Raw genomic sequence first — 18,316 nt, forward strand, 5'->3', positions numbered from 1 at the left:
CATGGAATCAGGGGATGCAGCGGTGGGCGCGGGGCCTCACAATACGCACCGCAACCGAACCCGACACACCGGATGAACCCGCAAGAAAAGCCCGCCGCCTCCTCCGAGGCCATGACCGTTCCCGCCTGCGCCGCCCTGCTGCGGGAGCGTTTTCCCGCCTTGTTCGCGGGCAAACCCAAGCCGCTGAAGCTGCGCATCCAGGTGGACATCCAGGAACGCAGCCCCGGCGTCTTCCCCAAACAGTCGCTGTCGGCCTTCCTGCGCCGCTACACGATGAGCGACGCCTACCTGCGCGCCGTGGCCGCCGGCACACACCGCTTCGACCTCGACGGCCAGCCGGTCGCCGAGCTGAGCGAAGAGCACCGCAAGCTGGCCCATGACACGCTGGCGCAACGCCGCACCCAGGGCGATGCCAAGCGGGCCCAGGAGCAGGCGCAGCGCCAGTTCCGCGCGGCCCTGCTGCGGGACTTCGAAACCACCACGCTGACGCGCGAGAATTTCTGCGCACTCAAGGGCGTGGACCCGGCCCAGCTCGATGAGCAGCTGGAGCTGGCCCGCCGCGAGACCGCCGAACGCCAGCAGTTCCTGATCGAACTGGTGGCCGGCTTCCGCGCCGCCGACAACAACCTGGCCGCCTACGCGCACCAGAAGCACATGCATCCCGTGCAGCTGGAGCGCCTGCTGCGCGAAGCGGGTGTGCGCTTCGGGCCACCCCCGCGTGAACGCGAGCGCGGCCCGCGCCGCGAAGGCGAGCCGCGCGCTGCGCGCTCGGACGCGCGGCCGCCGCGCGGCGATCGGCCGGCCGCGGCGCCGCAGGGCGAGCGGCCGCAGCGCAAGCGCTGAGCCCGCCTCCGCCGGGCACGGGCCGGTGCCACCGAGCCGTGTCGGCGCCACCGGCAAGCGCGTGTCGGACATCCCGCGGCAGGCACAGGGCCTGCCGCACCTGTGGTAACCCAACCGGCACCCTGGTGCGGCGGCGCCCCGCGCTGCTTGCATCGCAGGGTGCCCTCGCAGGAAGCCGCCGATGTCACGACGATGGGAGCTCGATGCCCTGAGGGGCCTGATGCTGGTGCTGATGACGCTCACGCACCTGCCGACCCGCCTGTCCTACCCGCTGGGCCACACCTTCGGCTTCGTGTCCGCGGCGGAGGGCTTCGTCCTGTTGTCCGGTTTCATGGCCGGCCTCGTCTACAGCCAGCGCGGCCGCCGCCAGGGCGCTGCAGCCATGCGGCACGGCCTGTGGCGACGCGCCGGGGTCATCTACCTGTGCCACCTGGTGCTGCTCCTGCTGCTGTTCGGCGTCTTTGCCGGGCTGGCGCAACGGCTTGGCCAGCTCGATGTGAGCAACCTGATCGGCCACTACCTGGAAGATCCGCGGGCTGCCTGGCTGCAGGCGCTGGCCTTGCTCTACCAGCCGGCCCTGCTGGACGTGCTGCCGATGTACGTCCTCTTCATGCTCGCCAGCCCCTGGCTGCTGTGTCACGGGCTGCGGCACGGCTGGGGCGGCATCCTGGCTGGCAGCGTGCTGCTGTGGGTGGCCGCGCAGTTCGGTCTCGGCGAAGCCCTGCATGCGCTGATGATGCAAGGGCTCGGCCTGCCGGTGCGCCCGGAAGACAGCGGCTCCTTCGTGCTGTTTGCGTGGCAGTTCCTCTGGGTGCTGGGCTTGTGGATGGGGGCCGAATCGGCGTCGCGGCAGCTGCAGCCACCCAGGTTTCCGCGCTGGATGGTGCACGCAGCGGTGCTGGTGGCGACTGCCTGCTTCTTCTGGCGCCATGCGGTCGGGCATGCCCCCTTCGGCACCGACGCCACGCTCAACCTGCTGTTCGACAAATGGCATCTCGGGCCGCTGCGCCTGCTCAACCTGCTGGCGCTGATGGTGGTGGTGATGCACTTCGGGCCCGCGCTGCGCGCCGCCCTGCCGCGGCCGCACGGCCTGGAAACGCTGGGCCGTGCTTCGCTGAGCGTCTTCAACGCCCATCTGGTGATCGTGCTGGCCGTGCTGACGCTGTTCGGTGGCAACCCGGCGCTGCGACCGCCCTGGGCCGATGCCATGCTGCTGGCGCTGTGCTTCCTGCTGCTGTGGGCGGTGGCGCGCGCGGTGCAGGCGCGGCCGGCGACGGCCGGCGGCCAGCCGGCAGCCTGGCCCGGCCAGCTCACTTCAGGTGCGAGCCGATGACGGTGCGCCAGAGCTGGTAGCCGGCCTCGTTGAGGTGCAGGGCATCCGCGCCGAACAGTTCGCTGCGTGGCTGGCCGTCGGGGCCGAGCATGGGGGTGTAGACATCGATGAAGTCGACCTGCTCGGCCTCCCGCGCATAACGCTCGATCAGTGCATTGGTCTCGCGCACCTGCGGCAGCAAGCTGCTGCGTGACGGGCTGGGCTTGATGGAGACGTAGGCGATGCGCGTGTCCGGCAGCGCCTGCCGCACGCCGTCGACGAAGGCCGTGAAACTGCCCAGCACCTCCTGCGGGCTGCGACCCTGGGCCAGGTCATTGTCGCCCGCGTACACGACCACGAGGCGCGGCCGGTAGGGCAGCACCAGCCGCTGCAGGTGCTCGGCACAGTCCTGCATGGTGGAGCCGCCAAAGCCGCGCTTGAGCACCACCGGAGCGAGCTGGAACTGCTGCTCCAGCCCGCTCCACAGCCGGATCGACGAACTGCCGACGAACACCACGCCGCCGGGCGGTGGCGGGTTGGCCAGGTCCGCCTCGTCGAAGGCCGCGAAGGTGGCGTCCCAGCGCTTGGCCAGGGCGCTGGCCACCGGGGTGACCGTGGCGGCCACGTCGGCCTCCGGCGCCGGCGGCGCTTCGGCCGCCACATCGGCCTGCACCTGTGGCGCGGCCGCCGCGGCCGGGCCGGCAAGGCAGATCAGGGCCAGCCAGGCCAGGCAACGCGCCGGGCGGGCAAGACGGGGCAGAGAGTCAGGCATCCAGGCTCCTGAGGCAAGACGGTCGGAATCCAGCCGGCAGAGCCGGCAGAACTGGCCGGCCGGTGGCGACCGGTGGTCGGATTCGCAGAATTTACCGCGTTCCGCGGACCCGCCCGACGGGCCACCCGCCAACGACGGCGTCACGCCGGCGCTGGCATCAGCTTCAAGCCCAGCCAGGCCGCACCGATCATCGCGTTGACCGGCAGGCACAGCGCCGAGGGCACGAAGAACACGCTGGCCAGCAGGGCCGCACCCCCGAGGTGCTCCACTGCGGCACCGGCGGCGAACGCCAGGCAGCCCGCCAACAGCCACCGGCGCATGTAGGTCGGCAGCCAGCGCGCCTGCTCCTGGTTGTGCCGCCAGGCAGCGGCCCGCTCGAACAAGGACCCGCGGCCGGCATCCCGGAACAGCCAGGCGAAGAACCAGTAGCGGTACAGCAGCGTGCAAAAGCGCAGCGGCTCGCCGGGCGACGACGGCACGGTGGAAGGGGACGGGGGATCTGCCAGCTCGCTCATTGAAACACTCCAGCCAGCTCCCGCGCGCAGGCACGCACGCGGCGCGAACACGATGGACGGCGGTGGCGTGCGCGGCTCACCCGCCGCCGGCCCGGGGCGAAGGTGCTGGCCCGTGTCCGGCTGGCGGCAAGGCGGCTTGCGCGCGTCGCCCGCTGAAGGCGGAGGCCGGACCCCCACCCCGCCTGACAAGCGTAGCAAGCGGTTCGCCTGCCGCTGGCCGGACCGCATTCCCGGCCACGGCCACCCGGCTGCGCCTGGGGCCTTCGGCCGTGTTTACAGTGGCAGGCCTGCCTGTCCGCCCGCTCCAGCCGGGCCCCACACCCGAGGAAACAGCCGATGGACGTGCCCGTGATCCACCGCCCCGACCAACAGCGCTTCGAGGCCACCGTCGAGGGGCGGCTTTGTGAAGCCGACTACGAACTTCGCGAAGGGGTGATGCACATGACGCACACCCATGTGCCGGACGCGCTGCAGGGCCGCGGCATTGCAGCCGCGCTGGTCAGGGCAGCCTTCGAGCATGCCCGGGCGAAGGGGCTGAAGGTGAATCTACTCTGCTCCTATGTGCGCCAGTACGTGCAGTGCCACCCGGAGACCGCGCCCTTGCTGCTCGACTGAGCCTTCCTGTGAAGCAGGCGACCAGATCGGGTATCGTCCTGCGATCCACGAGCTGCGATTCACGACGTACACAAGGGCCTTACGCGATGTACACCCTGCCATTGCGCCTGCCGCCGGGCGAGGACCTGCGCCACAGCCTGGAGCGCTTCCTGCTTGACCGGGACCTGTCCGCCGCCCATGTGCTGGGGGCCGTCGGCAGCCTCGGCAGGGCCCGGCTCCGGCTGCCGGGCGCGGCCGAGCCCGAGCAGTTGCAGGGTGACCTGACCCTGCTGACGCTGTCCGGCACCCTGAGCCCGGACGGTGCCCAGCTCCACATGACCCTGGCCGACAGCCAGGGCCGTGTGCTCGGCGGGCAGGTGTGCAGCGGCTGCATCGTGCGCACCACCCTCGAGGCCCTGGTGCTCGCCCTGCCGCAGCACCGCCTGCGACGCGAGCCCGACGCCGCGACCGGCCAGAAGGAACTGGTGGTGCTGCCGGGCGCGATGGCCCAGGAAGTGCTCGATTTCTGGTTCGGCAAGCCCGGCAGCCCGCCGCACGGCGAAGTGCGCAACGTCTGGTTCCGCCAGGACCCGGTCTTCGATGCCGAGGTGATGCGCCGCTTCCGTCCCCACATCGAAGCCGCACTGCGCGGCGCATTGCGCGAGTGGGACGCCACCACGCGCGGCACGCTGGGCCGCATCCTGCTGCTGGACCAGATGACACGCAACGCCTTTCGCAACACGCCAAGGGCCTTCGAAGGCGATGCGCAAGCCCTGGAAGCAGCGCACGCCCTGGTGCGCCGGGGGGCAGACCGATCGCTCAACACGGTGGAGCGCTGGTTCGTCTACATGCCGTTCCAGCATGCCGAGGACCTGGCCTGCCAGGATGAAAGCGTGCGGCTGTTCACCCGCCTGGCGGCCGACTCGCCGGCCATGGCCGAGGCACTGGACTATGCGCACCGCCACCGCCGCGTGATCGAGCGCTTTGGCCGCTTCCCGCATCGCAACGAGATCCTCGGCCGCAGCTCCACCGAGGAGGAGCTGGCCTTCCTGCAACAGCCCGGCTCGCGCTTCTAGCCCGGCTGCAGGCGCGCCGCCGCTTCAGGTGCGGGCAGCGGCCCGCTCGTTCTCGCGGTCCTGCAGCAGGCGCCACTGAACCTTGCCGGTGCCGGACTTGGGCAAGACGTCGACGAACTCCACCGCGCGCGGGTACTTGTAGGCGGCCATCTGCTGCCGCGCCCAGTCCACCAGCGCGGCTTCGGTCAAGCGGCCCTGCGCCTGGGGCTTCAGCACCACCACCGCCTTCACCGACTCGCCGCGGTAAGGATCGCGCGATGCGATGACGCAGGCTTCCTGCACATCGGGATGCCGGTAGAGCAAGGCCTCCACCTCGGCCGGCCAGACCTTGAAGCCGCTCGCATTGATCATGCGCTTGAGGCGATCGGTGATGAAGAAGTAGCCTTCCTCGTCCATGCGCCCCAGGTCGCCGGAGCGGAAGAAGGACTTGCCGTCGATCTCGATGAAGGCCGCACGGGTGGCCTCGGGATTGCGCCAGTAGCCCTTGAACACCTGCGGGCCGTGGATGACGATCTCGCCCACCTCTCCCACCGCCACCGGCTGCAAGGTGAGGGGATCGACCACCCTGGCATCGACACCGAGGAAAGGCATGCCCAGGCATTGCAGCTTGGGCCGCTCTGGCGGGTTGGCATGCGACGGTGCGGCGGTCTCGGTCAGTCCGTAGCCTTCGGCGAAGCTCAGGCCGTACTGCTGCTGCAGCCGTTCGGCCACTGCTTCCGGCATGGCCGCGCCACCGCCACTCAGGTAGCGCAGGCTGCTGAGGTCGAAGTGCGCCATGTTGGGGCTGCCGAGCAGGTCGATGATCATCGTCGGGATGCAGGTCCAGTGCGTGACCCGGTGCCGCGAGATGAGCCGGCCGGCCAGCTCGCGGTCCCAGCGCGGCATCAGCACCACGGTGGCCCCGTTGTAGATGGGCGTGTGCATGCAGTACTGCATGCCGGTGATGTGGAACATCGGTACCACGCCCAGCGCGACCGACTCGGGCCCCGAGTAGCCCCACAGCCCGCCGCCGATCGCGTTGTGCATCAGCGTGCGGTGACTGTGCATGCAGCCCTTGGGCAGCCCGGTGGTGCCCGAGGTGTAAGGCATCACGGCCAGGTCGTCGGCCTGCGCGGCATGCGGCGCCGGCGGGCAGCCGCGTGCCAGTGCGTCCTGCCAGCGCACGGCGCCCGACGGCAGCGGAGCATCGGCCAGCAGCCATTCGGCCATGGACGGCGGCGGGCTGTCCTCGGGGTGTTCCGCCTGTTCCGGCAAGACATCCGCATAGCGGGTGACCAGCAGGTGACGCAGCCGGTCGGCCTCACCCAGTGCGGCATTGGCTGCCTGGACGTGGCCGGCCAGCTCGGCGCTGCAGACCACCACCCGGGCCTGCGGGTCGGTGATGTAGTGCCGGAACTCCTCGGCGCGGTTCATCGGGTTGACGGGCACCACCACCGCGTCCGCCCGCAGGATCGCGTAGAAGGCGACGATGAACTGCGGGCAGTTCTGCATGTAGAGCAGCACCCGGTCGCCTCGCTGCACCCCCGCCACCTGCTGCAGCCAGCCGGCCAGGGCCTCGGCCTGGCGATGCAGTTCGGCATAGCTGAGTCGGTGGCCGAAGAACAGCACGGCATCCTTGTCGGGGAAGCGCCGGGCCGAGACTTCGAGGTTGAACCACAGCGAGGTCTCGGGCAGCGTCAAGCGGCGTGGCAGGCGCCTGGGCCAGAAGCTGGCATGCGGGGGATCGGCGGGAGCGAGGGGCAAGGGCGTCTCCTTCACGGCTGGGCCCTGACCTTACGGTGGGCTCGGGGTGCAGTACATCGGACAAAACGCTAGCGAGTTGTCACCCGGGCGACAGCCCTGCCGACCCTGCCAGGCCGCGTCCCGCCCTCATTGGCGCGGCCGGCGCAGCGTGGGCGCATGCCCGCCCTGCACTCCCTGCCCCACCTGCACCGCCAGTGCCGCAACGGCCGGCGCAGCCAACCACCGGGCCCCCACCGGCGGTGCAGCGCGGCTTCGCTGCAGGCTCCAGACCCACCACGCCCCCCCGGCCAATAGCGCAACAAAAAGCGTCGCCAGCGCCGCCTTGCGCCGGCCGCCGCGCAGCGCCTCGCGCAAGCGCTCCATGGCCGAACGGTTCGCAGGCCGCCGCACACCCGATGCGCGGTCGCGCCGCCGCGGCTCTGCGGCGGCCGCAGTGGCCGGCTGCCACTCCACCACCGGCGCAGCCAGGCCGTCGAGCGCGGCACGAAAGACGGCCACGCTCTGCGGCCGGTCCTTGGGCGGCACGGCGAGCGCCCAATCGATGGCCGCCAGGAAATGCTCGCTGTACTGACGCCGGCCGGGGAAGGCCTGCTGCACCATGCGGCCGACTTCGCGCGCCGGCTTGAGCTGGTCGCGGATTGCGCGTGCGGCCGAGGGCACGGGCGCCTCCTGGTTCAGGCAGTAGTGAACCACCGCGGCCAACCCATAGAGATCGGTCCAGGGACCTTGCTTCAGATGCGTCGCATCGGCGTACTGCTCGATCGGTGCATACGATGGCTTGAGGATGGCGGTGAGGTTCTGCGTGCGGTCGCTGATGACGCGGCGTGCCGCGCCGAAGTCGAGCAGGACCGGCCGCCCGTTGCGCAGCAGCAGGATGTTGTCGGGGGCGATGTCGCGATGGAAGCAGGACTTGCCATGCATCTCCTCCAGCGCCCCCAGCAGCGGCCGCAGCAGGGCCCGCAGCCACTCCTCCTTGGGCGGCGCCGACATGCGGCCACAGGCCTGCTGCAAGGTGATTCCTTCGTAATAGGGCATCACCATGTAGGCCGTGTTGTTGGCCCGCCAGAACCGGTAGACCTTCACCAGCGCGGGATGGTCGAAGCGGGCCAGCAGCTTGGCTTCGTTCTCGAAGGAGCGCAGCCCGATCGCGAAGGTCTCGGCCAGGGACCGCGAACGCAGCGTGACCGCGCCGCCCCGTCCTCGTGCGGCGAGCGCCGCCGGCAGGTACTCCTTGATGGCCACCTGCCGTTCCAGGCCGTGGTCAAGGGCCAGGTACACAATGGCGAAGCCGCCACTGCCGATGACTTTCTGGATCTCGAACTCGAACAGGCGCGTGCCAGGAGGCAGGGCGTCCTGGTGGTGATCGGCCGGCCGCGAGAACAGCGATCCGGTTGCCGGCGCAAAAGCGGCTGGGCGCGGCAGGGCGGGCATGCAAGGCATCGATGGGTCAGGCTGCGCCGAGCTTAACGCAGGCTGACGCCGCAGCCCCCGCCCTGCCGGCTGCCGCGCCGGCAGCCGGGCGCTCCGTCCGCCGGCTTCGCTGCACCTGGGACAAAACCGGACGTCTCGAGCGTGGTACGAATCAGACGCTTCAGCGCGACAGAAATCCGGGAGAACCCCAAATCTGTCCCGCAAGTGCTTGTCATGAAACGGCTTTGTCGATCATTGCGGATTCCGCAATGCGGTATTGCGTTGCATGACATCCCCCCATCTCAGGGTGATCCCTATTCTTCGCTGCAAAGTTGATCACGAGTTGTAAAGCCGGGCCGCCGCGCAGAAACGGCAGTCAGCGAGCTTGCACACGGGGTCCCCGGCCGATGCGGTGCGTGGTCCGGTTGCATCCGGCACGCGACGCCGCAGGTGGCAGACACCGTTCATTTCGCCGCCCAAGTGGGGCGTTTTTCATAACCCACAGGAGATTTCGATGGCAATCAAACAAATTGCACTGGCAGCGATGACGCTGGCAGCAGCCGCAGCTGCAAATGCACAAAGCTCGGTCACCATCTACGGTGTGGCCGATGCCTTCTTCCAATACGCCAAGGCCGACAAGAGCGTCACCCGCCTGCAGTCCGGTGGCCTCAACGGTTCGCGCATCGGTTTCCGCGGCACGGAAGACCTGGGTGGCGGCCTGCGCGCGATCTTCACGATCGAAAGCGGCATCAACCTGGACGACGGCACCAACGGCCAGGGCGCGATGTGGGGCCGTCAGGCCTTCGTCGGCCTGGGCGGCAACTTCGGTACCGTCACGCTGGGCCGCCAGTACAGCAGCCTGTACTTCGCTTCCGGCGACTTCAGCGCCTTCTCGAACGGCACCTATGGCGCCAGCACCGCTGTGATCGGCGGCCTGGGCGGCTATGAGCCGGTTCGCGGTTCCGTCAACAGCGGCACCGGCAACAGCGGCCCGGCACGGGTGAACAACTCCATCAAGTACGAAACCCCGTCCTTCGGCGGCTTCAAGGTGGGTGGCCTGTGGGGCTTCGGCGAGGCCGACGGTGGCAACAACAAGACCCGCGTTGCCGACCTGTATGCCCGCTACACCTCCGGCCCGATCGATGCGATGCTGTCGTTCATCGACGACCGTGCTGCAGCCCCGACGCCCGACCTCGAGCGCCGTACCATCACCGCTGGCGCTGCCTACACCCTGGGTGCATTCCGCATCCTGGGCGGCTACATGAAGGTCGATGACCGCAGCACCAACGACGTCGACGGCGACGGCTTCTGGATCGGCGGCGACTGGCGCTTTGGCTCGAACCTGCTGCGTGCCCAGTACGTGGCGAACCAGCCGGACGCCGACGACCGTGACACCCAGGCCTTTGGCATCGGCTATCAGTACGACCTGTCCAAGCGCACCGCGATCTACAGCTCGCTGACGCACTTCAAGAACGACGGTCCCACCCGTTGGCACTCTGGCGTGCCGGCCGGCAACTTCACCGACGGCACCGACAACGTCAACGAATTCGTCGTCGGCGTTCGCCACTCCTTCTAAGGAATGGCACACCGCGTCACGCGCCTCCAGGCGTGACGCGGCACGGTTGAAAGGTTGAACAAGAGGTTCCGACCTCCTTCGGGGTCTGGGTCCAGGGGCGCAAGCCCTGCGGCCCCAGGCCCCATTTTTCTTTTGGGGCCGGCGAATTCAGTCGCTGCTGCTGTCCCAGGCGATGTCGCCGCCCAGCACCAGGCGGCGGCCACCCAGCGTGAGGCTGACCGAGACCGTCACGCACATGCGGGCTCCGGTGATGCTCAGGTAGGGCCGCGTGACCTGCACCTGGCCTGCGGCCTGCAAGGCCCGGCGGAAATACGGGCGACGCGCCCAGCGGGCCTGGCTCGCATCGGCAAGGGGAGCGAATTGCACTGGGCGCTCCGCCTCGTAGCGGGGCGAGGCGACGTTGTCCCCCACCTGCACGCCCTGCTCGTCCAATAGGTAGCACAGCTCGGCGGCCGGCAGGTCAAGGAACGCGCGGCAGGCTTGCGCCTGCGAGCCACCAGCGGCGATCTCCACGGCGGCCTGGGCCAGCGCAGCACGGTACGGCGCCAGCCGTTCCCGTGAACGGCGCTCGCTCAGTTCGTGCTGCTCATCGAAGCGGCTCCACACCGCGTCCAGCAGGCTCGGTGCAGCACGCTCGGTGAACAGGTCGATCGCAGGCCGGCCGAACAGGTAACCCTGCACGAAGTCGACACCACATTCGAGCGCGACGTAACCCTCGTCCAGCGTCTCGATGCCTTCGCACAGCACCAGCGCTCCGCATTCGTGCAGCAGCGAGGTCATCTGCGCCACCAGGCGGGCGACGCTGGGCTGCAAGGCGGCGCGCTGCACCACCCGGCGATCGAACTTCACGATTTCCGGCCGGATCTGCCAGACGCGGTCGAAGTTGGAATGGCCGGCACCGAAGTCGTCCAGCGCCAGCAGGCAGCCCAGTTCGTGGGCCAGCTCCACCGCGCTGCCGAAGCGCTCGTCCTCGCTGATCGCATCCTCGGTCACTTCCAGCACCAGCTGCTCGGGCCGCAGGTTGAACTGCTCGGTGAGGCTCTTCATATAGCCCGGCGTGCCGCGCTGCGGCCCCTGGGCAAAGACGGCCGGGTGGACGTTCAGGAACAGCCAGTGGTCGGCACGGGCCTGCCGCGCGAAGTTGGCGGAATGCAGCCAGCGGCACATCCGGTCGACGTACACCAGCTCGTCCGCCGAGCGGCAGGCCGCCAGCACCTGCGGAGGCGGCACCGGCCGCCCCTGTGCGTCACAGGCGCGCAGCAGGGCTTCATGGCCCACCGCGCGCCGGTGCGCCAGGCTGAAGATGGGCTGGAAATGGCTGCTCAGCCGCAGCTCTCCATGCATGCAGGTCCATTGCTGCCCGTCGAAGATGAGCGGCGGCATTTGCGCGTCGAAGGCGGCGGCGGGCACGATGGGGGTGTTGTGGAATCCAGGCTCCGCGCAGCTTAGCAGTCACCCTACTTTTTGAAACACGGGTTGGCCGCAGCAAATCGGGCGCAGTTCACAAAAGCGGCGCGCTCGGCAAAAAACAGCGCAGGCCGGCACAATGGCCGCCCTTCCTGTCTCGCGGGCCGCCCGGTGCGGCCGGATAGTGCATCCATGAACCACGGCATCGTCTTCGCCGCCCTCGCCTACACGCTGTGGGGCCTGTTTCCGCTCTACTTCAAGGCACTGCAGGGCATCGCCTCGGTCGAGGTGGTGTTGCACCGCGTCGTGTGGTCACTGGTGTTCGTGTTGCTGGTGCTGGCAGTGCGCCGGCAATGGGCGTGGCTGGGCCAGGCCGCGCGGCAGCCGCGGCTGGTCGGGGCCTTCGCGGCCAGCGGCCTCCTGCTCTCGGCCAACTGGTTCACCTACATCTGGGCGGTACAGCACGGCCGGGTGGTGGACGCGAGCCTCGGCTACTTCATCACGCCCCTGGTGAATGTGGTGATGGGCCGGCTCGTGCTGCACGAGCGGCTGCGGCGCGGTCAGTGGGCGGCGGTGGCGCTGGCGGCCGGTGGCGTGGCCTGGCTCACCTGGTCGGCCGGCACGTTGCCGTGGATCGGGCTGATCCTGGCCGCGACCTTCGCCACCTACGGGCTGTTGCGCAAGGTGGCGGTACTGGGGCCGCTGGAAGGCCTGGCGCTGGAGACGCTGCTGCTCTTCCCGATCGCCCTCGCGGTGCTGCTGTGGCAGACGGCCCAGGGCAGCAATGCCTTCGCCACCGCACCGGCCGCCACCCAGGGGCTGTTGATGCTGGCCGGGCCGATCACCGCGGTGCCGCTGCTGCTGTTTGCCGCCGGTGCGCGCCGCATCACGCTCGCGACGCTGGGGCTGCTGCAGTACATCGGCCCGACCCTGCAGCTGCTGCTCGGGCTCTGGCTCTACCACGAGCCCTTCGCACCGGCCACCGCGCTGGGTTACGGCGCCATCTGGGGCGCCTTGCTGGTCTACTCGCTGGAAGGCGCCTGGCATGCGCGACGGCCGGCGCCGCCGCTGGCCGCAAGCTGAGGCGCCGCGGCAGGCGGCAGGCTGGGCTGCTTACTCGTCGTCGCCGCCAAGCACGCCGCCCAACAGGCCGCCCACCGCGAAGCCGCCCAGCAGCGAGCCTTCCTCGCGGCTGCGGCCCCCGGCCTGCGGCGCTGCCGCGAAGACGCGCGAGGCGAGCCGCGAGAACGGCAGCGATTGCAGCCACACGGTGCCCGGGCCGGTCAGCTTGGCGAGGAACAGGCCCTCGCCGCCGAACAGCGCCGTCTTGATCTTGCCAACGTACTGGATCTCGAAGTCGACGCTGGGCGTGTAGGCCACCACGCAGCCGGTGTCGACCATCAGGGTCTGGCCGGGCTGCAGTTCACGGCGCACCACGGTGCCGCCGGCATGCACGAAGGCCAGGCCGTCGCCTTCGAGCTTCTGCATGATGAAGCCCTCGCCGCCGAAGAAGCCCACCGAGAGCTTCTGCTGGAAGGCAATGCCCAGCGAGACGCCGCGGGCTGCAGCCAGGAAGGCGTCCTTCTGGCACAGCAGCATGCCGCCCAGCTGGCGCAGGTCCATCGGCAGGATCTTGCCCGGGTAGGGCGCGGCGAAGGCCACCCGCTTCTTGCCATGCGCCTGGTTGGTGTAGATGGTGGTGAAGAGCGATTCCCCCGTCACCAGCCGCTTGCCGGCACCCAGCAGCTTGCCGAAGAAGCCGCCCTGCTGCTGCGAGCCATCGCCGAACACCGTGTCCATCTCGATGCCGGCGTCCATGAACATCATGCTGCCGGCCTCGCCGACCGCGGCCTCGCCGGGATCCAGCTCGATTTCCACGAACTGCATCTCGGCGCCCTTGATCTCGAAGTCCACCACGTCCATCGCCATGATCTGATCCTTTCCCACCCGACGGTAGCCAATGACGGCGGGATGGTAGCCGATGGACAAGAGCCCGCCAGCCCCCCGCGCGGAGGAGGACCGGCGGGCCCGGCGCTCAGGCCGTCTCGAGCACCGCCGGCTCGGTGGCGGCTTGGCGGCAGCGGGCCTCGATGTGGGCCAGCGCCTCCTCGATCTGGTCGATCAGGACCAGGCAGAGATCGCCCGGCTGCAGGCGCTGCAGTGCCGTGTCGATGGCGAGGAACTCGCCCCGCACCTCGTCCACCCGCCGGGTGCGGCGGGCGCCCTGCAGGCCCTGGCGCAGCAGCGCCAGCACCTCGCCGTCGGCACGGCCACGCTGGCATTGGTCCTGGTAGAGCAGCACGTCGTCGAAGGCAGTGCCGAGGATTTCGGTCTGCTGGCGGATGTCCTCATCGCGTCGGTCGCCGGCGCCGCTGATGACCACCGAGCGGCGGCGCGCGGGCAGGGCCTCGACCGCGCGCACCAGGGCGGCGATGGCATCGGGGTTGTGGCCGTAGTCGGCGATCACGGTGGCGCCGCGGTGCTCGAACAGGTTGAAGCGGCCGGGCACGCTGCCGGCATCGCTGACGAAGCCGCGCAGGGCGCGGGCGATGATGTCCCAGTCGACGTCCAGCGCCCAGGCCGCCGCCACGGCGGCCATCGCGTTCTCGACCTGGAAGCCGATGCTGCCGTTGCGCGTCAGCGGCACCTGCGACAGCGGGAGGCGATGCTCGTGGCGCCCTTCGGCCGCGACGATGGCGCCCCCCTCCACATAGACCACCCGCCCGCCGGTCGCCCGGTGTGCGGCCATCACCGGCACCTGCGCGTCGCTGGCGAAGAAGGTCACGCGGCCGGGGCAGCTCGACGCCATGGCAGCCACCATCGGATCGGCGGCATTGAGCACGGCCATGCCGTCCGGTGCGACGTTCTGCACGATGACGCGCTTGAGCACCGCCAGGTCTTCCACCGTGGTGATGTAGTTCAGGCCCAGGTGGTCGCCGCTGCCGATGTTGGTCACCACTGCCACCTGGCAGCGGTCGAAGGCCAGGCCTTCGCGCAGCATGCCGCCACGCGCGGTCTCGAACACCGCCGCGTCCACGTCGGGGTGCATCAGCACGCTGCGGGCGCTGCGCGGGCCGCTGCAATCGCCGGTGTCGATGCGCTGGCCGGCGATGTAGACACCGTCGGTGTTGGTCATGCCCACCCTCAGGCCCTGCTCGGCCAGGATGTGGGCGGCCAGCCGCACGGTGGTGGTCTTGCCATTGGTGCCGGTGACGGCCACCACCGGAATGCGGCCGTTGTCCTGGCCGGCATACATGTCGGCCACGATGGCTTCGCCCACCGCGCGGCCCTTGCCGTAGGACGGGCTCAGGTGCATGCGCAGGCCGGGCGCGGCATTGACCTCCACCACACCGCCATGCTGCGCCTCCAGCGGCTTGTGGACGGTCTCGCACACCACGTCGACGCCACAGATGTCCAGGCCGATCATCTGTGCAGCGGCCACTGCGCGCGCGGCGACCTCGGGATGCACGTCATCGGTGACGTCGGTGGCGGTGCCGCCGGTGCTCAGGTTGGCGTTGTTGCGCAGCACCACCCGCTTGCCCTTGGGCGGCACCGACTCGGGCGTGTAGCCCTGCGCGGCCAGCCGCGTGCGGGCGATGTCGTCGATGCGCATGCGCGTCAGCGAGGTGGCATGGCCGTCACCCCGGCGCGGGTCGCGGTTGACTTCGTCCACCAGCTCGGCGATGGTGCGACGGCCGTCGCCGATCACGTGCGGCGGGTCGCGGCGGGCCGCGGCCACCAGCTTGTCGCCCACCACCAGCAGGCGGAAGTCGTGGCCGGGGATGAAGCGCTCGACCATCACGTCGGAGCTGATCTCGCAGGCCGCCTCATAGGCACGCTGCAGGTGCTCGCGGGTCTCGATGTTGACGGTGACGCCCTTGCCCTGGTTGCCATCACGCGGCTTGACCACCACCGGCAGGCCGATCTCCTGGGCCGCGGCCCACGCATCGTCGGCATCGGACACCGGACGGCCCAGCGGCACCGGCACGCCGGCGGCCAGCAGCAGCTTCTTGGTCAGCTCCTTGTCCTGGGCGATGGATTCGGCGATGGCGCTGGTGCGGTCCATCTCGGCCGCCTGGATGCGCCGCTGCTTGCTGCCCCAGCCGAACTGCACCAGGCTGCCGCGCGTCAGGCGGCGATAGGGAATCCCGCGGGCCACCGCGGCCTGCACGATGGAGCCGGTGCTCGGGCCCAGGCGCTCGTCCTCGTCCAGCTCGCGCAGGCGGGCCAGCGCAGCGGCCAGGTCGAACGGGGTGTCCTCGACGGCCGAGCGGCACAGCGCCTCGGCCAGCTCGAAGGCCAGCCGGCCGACCGCTTCCTCGCTGTACTCGACCACCACCTGGAACACGCCGGGCTCCACGGTGGCCGTGGTGCGGCTGAAGCTCACGGCACAGCCGGCCTGAGCCTGCAGGCGCAGGGCCGCCAGCTCCAGGGCCTGGGCCATCGAGACCGGCTGCAGATGCCCACTCGGGCGCAGCTCGCCGATCTCGGGAAAGCGGGCGCGCAGCCGGGCCTCGACGCCATTCAGGCGGTCGAGCGCGCATTCGGCTTCGCTGCAGGAGACGATCGCTTCGATTGCGGTGCGGCGGCTCCAGAGATTCGGGCCACGGAGCGCACGGAGTCGGGAAACGTCCATCGTTGTTGTCCTCGTCAATCAGAAAGGGGCGCCGCGTCTCAGCGCGAGGCGGCCCGGGTGCCGCGCGTGCCGGCGTCCAGCGAAGCGGTGCGGGTCGGGTCGAAGGTGCCGGCACCGGCACGGATCAGCTCCGGCGCCAGGCCCAGGGCCCAGGCGGCGCCGACAGCGGCCAGCAGGCTCTCGACGGCCACCGGCGACTGGCCGGCGCGGGCCGCGGGGAAGGCGTCGAGCCCGCCCAGCAGCTGTTCGTCGGCGCCATGCGCCAGCACCACCTGGGTGCCGCGCAGGAAGACCGCGCGGCCACCGGCGGCCCGGTGCTCGGCCAGCGCCGGCAGCTCGGCGTCGAGGCCGTAGAACAGCACCTCGCCGTCGCACAGCGGCGCCATCTCGGCCACCAGCGGGTCATCGGCATTGAGCACCGCGGTGCCTTCGGGCAGCACCACATCCACCTGGGTGCGCAAGACGTTGAAGACCTGGCGCGGCTCGTTGACGTGGTAGGCCGCCAGCGCCTCGGCGCCGCTCACGTCGGTGACCACGCCGACCTGGCAGCGGTCATAGGCCAGGCCGTGTGTCAGGATGGTTTCGGCACCGTTCTCGATCACCGCAGCCTCGATGCGGCGGTTCATCAGCACGCGCTGCCCGGCGGCCCAGGTGGCGCTCGGGCGGGCGTCGACCTGGCGCCGCTCCAGGTAGAGGCCGTCGCTGCAGGCCAGGCCCACCGGCTTGCCGTCCAGGTGCAGCAGCCAGGCCACCAGGCGGCCGACCAGTGCGGTGCCGCCGCTGCCGGCGATGCCCACCACCGGCACGCGGCCGCTGTCGCCCTGCGGGAACAGGTGCTCGACGATGGCCCGGCCGACCGGCCGCGGCGCGCCGTCCACCGGCTTCAGGTGCATCAGCAGGCCGGGGCCGGCGTTGACCTCGACGATGGCGCCCTGCTGCTCGGCCAGCGGGCGCGAGATGTCCTCGGCCACCAGGTCGACGCCGGCAATGTCCAGCCCCACGATGCGCGCGGCCAGCGAGGCAGCGGCCGCCACCTGGGGATGCACGGCGTCCGTCACGTCAAAGGCGACGTTGCCGTTGCGCTGGATGAGCACCCGCTGACCGGCAGCCGGCACCGAGCCGGGCTGCAGGCCCTGGCGCTGCAGCTCCAGCACCACCGCCGGGTCTTCGTCGACCAGGATCTTGTTGAGCGGGAAGTCCTCGGTCAGGCCGCGGCGCGGGTCGGCATTGAGCTGGCGCTCGATCAGCTCGATCACGTTGCAGCGGCCGTCGCCCACCACCCAGGCGGCCTCGCCGCGGGCGGCGGCCACCACCTGGCCGCCCACCACCAGCAGGCGGTGCTCGTTGCCGGGGATGAAGCGCTCGACCAGCACCTCGCTGCCTTCCTGCTCGGCCAGCGCGAAGGCCGCCTCGACGTCCTCGCGGCTGCGCAGCTCCAGCGACACGCCGCGGCCATGGTTGGCGTCCGACGGCTTGACCACCACCGGCAGCCCGATGTCCTGCGCCGCGTCCCAGGCGTCCTGCGCGCTCTCGACCACGCGGCCTTCGGGCACCGGCACGCCGCAGGTGGCCAACAGGCTCTTGGTGAGGTCCTTGTCGCCCGACACGCTCTCGCCGATGGCGCTGGTGCGGTCGGTCTCGGCCGTCCAGATGCGGCGCTGGCGGGCACCGTAGCCCAGCTGCACCAGGTTGCCCTCGGTCAGCCGGATGGCGGGGATGCGGCGCTCGGCCGCCGCATCGACGATGCAGGCGGTGCTCGGGCCCAGGCACAGCGAGTCGACCATGGCGCGCAGCATCGCCAGCGTGGCCGGCAGGTCGTAGGGCCGGTCGTCCATCGCAGCCAGCACCAGCTCGCGCGCGGCCGCCAGCGCGGCGCGGCCGACCTGCTCGTTGCGGGCGCGGAAGGCCACCTTGTAGACACCCCGCACGCCGGTCTCGCGGGCCTTGCCGAAGCCGGCCTGGCTGCCGGCCAGGTTCTGCAGCTCGATGGCCACATGCTCCAGGATGTGCGCCGGCCAGGTGCCTTCGCGCAGCCGCAGCACGAAGCCGCCGGGCTCGCCGACGCCACAGCGGTGCTCGGCCAGCGAGGGCAGCCACGCCACCAGCCGGTCCACGAAGCCGGGAATGGTGTTGGACGGCTGCTCCTCCAGCTCGCCAATGTCGACCCAAGCTTCCAGCACGGGTCGGTAAGTCCACAGGTTGGGGCCGTCGAGGTAGGCCGTTCGCAGGATCTTGATGTCGCGCATGCGTGTGTCCCCGCCGCCGCCGCAGCACAGCCCGGCAAGCAGGGGTTTGCTATGAATTACATAAATGTTCACACCTGAAGCAGGTGCGAAGGAGAAAGTTGGCCGCCGCTGTCAACCGGCCGGGGGCTCCATGCGTGAGGCACGGGTTCGCCTTGCCCGGCCTTCGCCGGTGCCTGGCACGAAGAC

Annotated in this window: 14 protein-coding genes; 6 read left to right on the forward strand and 8 right to left on the reverse strand. The window is 70.3% G+C overall.

Going from position 1 to position 18,316, the window contains the following annotated elements:
- The first annotated feature begins 72 nt into the window (after positions 1–72).
- Together N7L95_RS06575 and opgC are read left to right on the forward strand one after the other, a co-directional pair.
- A complete protein-coding gene (locus N7L95_RS06575) occupies positions 73–843 on the forward strand; it encodes a ProQ/FINO family protein (RefSeq protein ID WP_301259019.1) in 771 nt (256 codons plus the stop codon).
- A 181-nt stretch (positions 844–1,024) separates the two neighbouring features.
- Positions 1,025–2,176, forward strand: coding sequence for an OpgC domain-containing protein (opgC, locus tag N7L95_RS06580; protein WP_301259020.1), 1,152 nt, complete (start codon positions 1,025–1,027; stop codon positions 2,174–2,176).
- Here the strand turns inward: opgC and N7L95_RS06585 are convergent.
- Both N7L95_RS06585 and N7L95_RS06590 read right to left on the reverse strand, forming a co-directional pair.
- Positions 2,154–2,927 (reverse strand): SGNH/GDSL hydrolase family protein, encoded by a 774-nt coding sequence (locus N7L95_RS06585; protein WP_301259021.1) that lies wholly within the window; start codon positions 2,925–2,927, stop codon positions 2,154–2,156. The genes opgC and N7L95_RS06585 overlap by 23 nt on opposite strands.
- Before the next feature lie 140 nt (positions 2,928–3,067).
- Complete coding sequence (locus N7L95_RS06590) at positions 3,068–3,442, reverse strand: hypothetical protein (protein ID WP_301259022.1); 375 nt, start codon at positions 3,440–3,442, stop codon at positions 3,068–3,070.
- Between the two features lie 336 nt (positions 3,443–3,778).
- On the opposite strand from N7L95_RS06590, the gene N7L95_RS06595 reads away from it, so the two are divergent.
- Entirely contained in the window at positions 3,779–4,057 is a 279-nt protein-coding gene (locus N7L95_RS06595) for a GNAT family N-acetyltransferase (RefSeq protein WP_301259023.1), read from the forward strand.
- A gap of 86 nt (positions 4,058–4,143) precedes the next feature.
- Positions 4,144–5,112: a DUF924 family protein gene (locus tag N7L95_RS06600; protein ID WP_301259024.1), complete on the forward strand. Its 969-nt coding sequence runs from the start codon at positions 4,144–4,146 to the stop codon at positions 5,110–5,112.
- A gap of 24 nt (positions 5,113–5,136) precedes the next feature.
- Here N7L95_RS06600 and N7L95_RS06605 read toward each other — a convergent pair whose 3' ends face one another.
- Both N7L95_RS06605 and N7L95_RS06610 read right to left on the reverse strand, forming a co-directional pair.
- Entirely contained in the window at positions 5,137–6,855 is a 1,719-nt protein-coding gene (locus N7L95_RS06605; RefSeq protein WP_301259025.1) for a long-chain fatty acid--CoA ligase, read from the reverse strand.
- Between the two features lie 126 nt (positions 6,856–6,981).
- Positions 6,982–8,286 carry a serine/threonine protein kinase gene (locus N7L95_RS06610; protein ID WP_301259026.1) on the reverse strand — a complete coding sequence of 435 codons (1,305 nt, stop codon included), beginning with the start codon at positions 8,284–8,286 and terminating at the stop codon, positions 6,982–6,984.
- Between the two features lie 493 nt (positions 8,287–8,779).
- Between N7L95_RS06610 and N7L95_RS06615 the strand changes: the two genes are divergently transcribed.
- Entirely contained in the window at positions 8,780–9,841 is a 1,062-nt protein-coding gene (locus tag N7L95_RS06615) for a porin (protein WP_301259027.1), read from the forward strand.
- Positions 9,842–9,988: 147 nt separating this feature from the next.
- Here the strand turns inward: N7L95_RS06615 and N7L95_RS06620 are convergent, their stop codons facing one another.
- Positions 9,989–11,224 carry a sensor domain-containing phosphodiesterase gene (locus tag N7L95_RS06620; protein ID WP_301259028.1) on the reverse strand — a complete coding sequence of 412 codons (1,236 nt, stop codon included), beginning with the start codon at positions 11,222–11,224 and terminating at the stop codon, positions 9,989–9,991.
- Positions 11,225–11,440: 216 nt separating this feature from the next.
- Between N7L95_RS06620 and rarD the strand changes: the two genes are divergently transcribed.
- The gene (rarD, locus tag N7L95_RS06625; protein ID WP_301259029.1) at positions 11,441–12,331 is read left to right on the forward strand and encodes an EamA family transporter RarD; all 891 of its coding nucleotides are present in this window, start codon (positions 11,441–11,443) and stop codon (positions 12,329–12,331) included.
- Positions 12,332–12,361: 30 nt separating this feature from the next.
- Here rarD and N7L95_RS06630 read toward each other — a convergent pair whose 3' ends face one another.
- The 3 genes from N7L95_RS06630 to N7L95_RS06640 form a co-directional block, all read right to left on the reverse strand.
- Complete coding sequence (locus N7L95_RS06630) at positions 12,362–13,177, reverse strand: TIGR00266 family protein (protein WP_301259030.1); 816 nt, start codon at positions 13,175–13,177, stop codon at positions 12,362–12,364.
- A gap of 106 nt (positions 13,178–13,283) precedes the next feature.
- A complete protein-coding gene (gene cphA / locus N7L95_RS06635) occupies positions 13,284–15,884 on the reverse strand; it encodes a cyanophycin synthetase (protein ID WP_301259031.1) in 2,601 nt (866 codons plus the stop codon).
- 38 nt (positions 15,885–15,922) lie between these two features.
- Positions 15,923–18,130 (reverse strand): cyanophycin synthetase, encoded by a 2,208-nt coding sequence (locus tag N7L95_RS06640; RefSeq protein ID WP_301259032.1) that lies wholly within the window; start codon positions 18,128–18,130, stop codon positions 15,923–15,925.
- Positions 18,131–18,316: the final 186 nt, after the last annotated feature.

It is taken from the genome of Eleftheria terrae (assembly GCF_030419005.1).
Lineage (GTDB): Bacteria > Pseudomonadota > Gammaproteobacteria > Burkholderiales > Burkholderiaceae_C > Caldimonas > Caldimonas terrae.

Coding starts and splice junctions, on each gene's coding strand:
- N7L95_RS06575 (WP_301259019.1), top strand. CDS start 73: ATGAACCCGCAAGAAAAGCCCGCCGCCTCCTCCGAGGCCATGACCGTT.
- opgC (WP_301259020.1), top strand. CDS start 1,025: ATGTCACGACGATGGGAGCTCGATGCCCTGAGGGGCCTGATGCTGGTG.
- N7L95_RS06585 (WP_301259021.1), bottom strand. CDS start 2,927: ATGCCTGACTCTCTGCCCCGTCTTGCCCGCCCGGCGCGTTGCCTGGCC.
- N7L95_RS06590 (WP_301259022.1), bottom strand. CDS start 3,442: ATGAGCGAGCTGGCAGATCCCCCGTCCCCTTCCACCGTGCCGTCGTCG.
- N7L95_RS06595 (WP_301259023.1), top strand. CDS start 3,779: ATGGACGTGCCCGTGATCCACCGCCCCGACCAACAGCGCTTCGAGGCC.
- N7L95_RS06600 (WP_301259024.1), top strand. CDS start 4,144: ATGTACACCCTGCCATTGCGCCTGCCGCCGGGCGAGGACCTGCGCCAC.
- N7L95_RS06610 (WP_301259026.1), bottom strand. CDS start 8,286: ATGCCCGCCCTGCCGCGCCCAGCCGCTTTTGCGCCGGCAACCGGATCG.
- N7L95_RS06615 (WP_301259027.1), top strand. CDS start 8,780: ATGGCAATCAAACAAATTGCACTGGCAGCGATGACGCTGGCAGCAGCC.
- N7L95_RS06620 (WP_301259028.1), bottom strand. CDS start 11,224: ATGCCGCCGCTCATCTTCGACGGGCAGCAATGGACCTGCATGCATGGA.
- rarD (WP_301259029.1), top strand. CDS start 11,441: ATGAACCACGGCATCGTCTTCGCCGCCCTCGCCTACACGCTGTGGGGC.
- N7L95_RS06630 (WP_301259030.1), bottom strand. CDS start 13,177: ATGGCGATGGACGTGGTGGACTTCGAGATCAAGGGCGCCGAGATGCAG.
- cphA (WP_301259031.1), bottom strand. CDS start 15,884: ATGGACGTTTCCCGACTCCGTGCGCTCCGTGGCCCGAATCTCTGGAGC.
- N7L95_RS06640 (WP_301259032.1), bottom strand. CDS start 18,130: ATGCGCGACATCAAGATCCTGCGAACGGCCTACCTCGACGGCCCCAAC.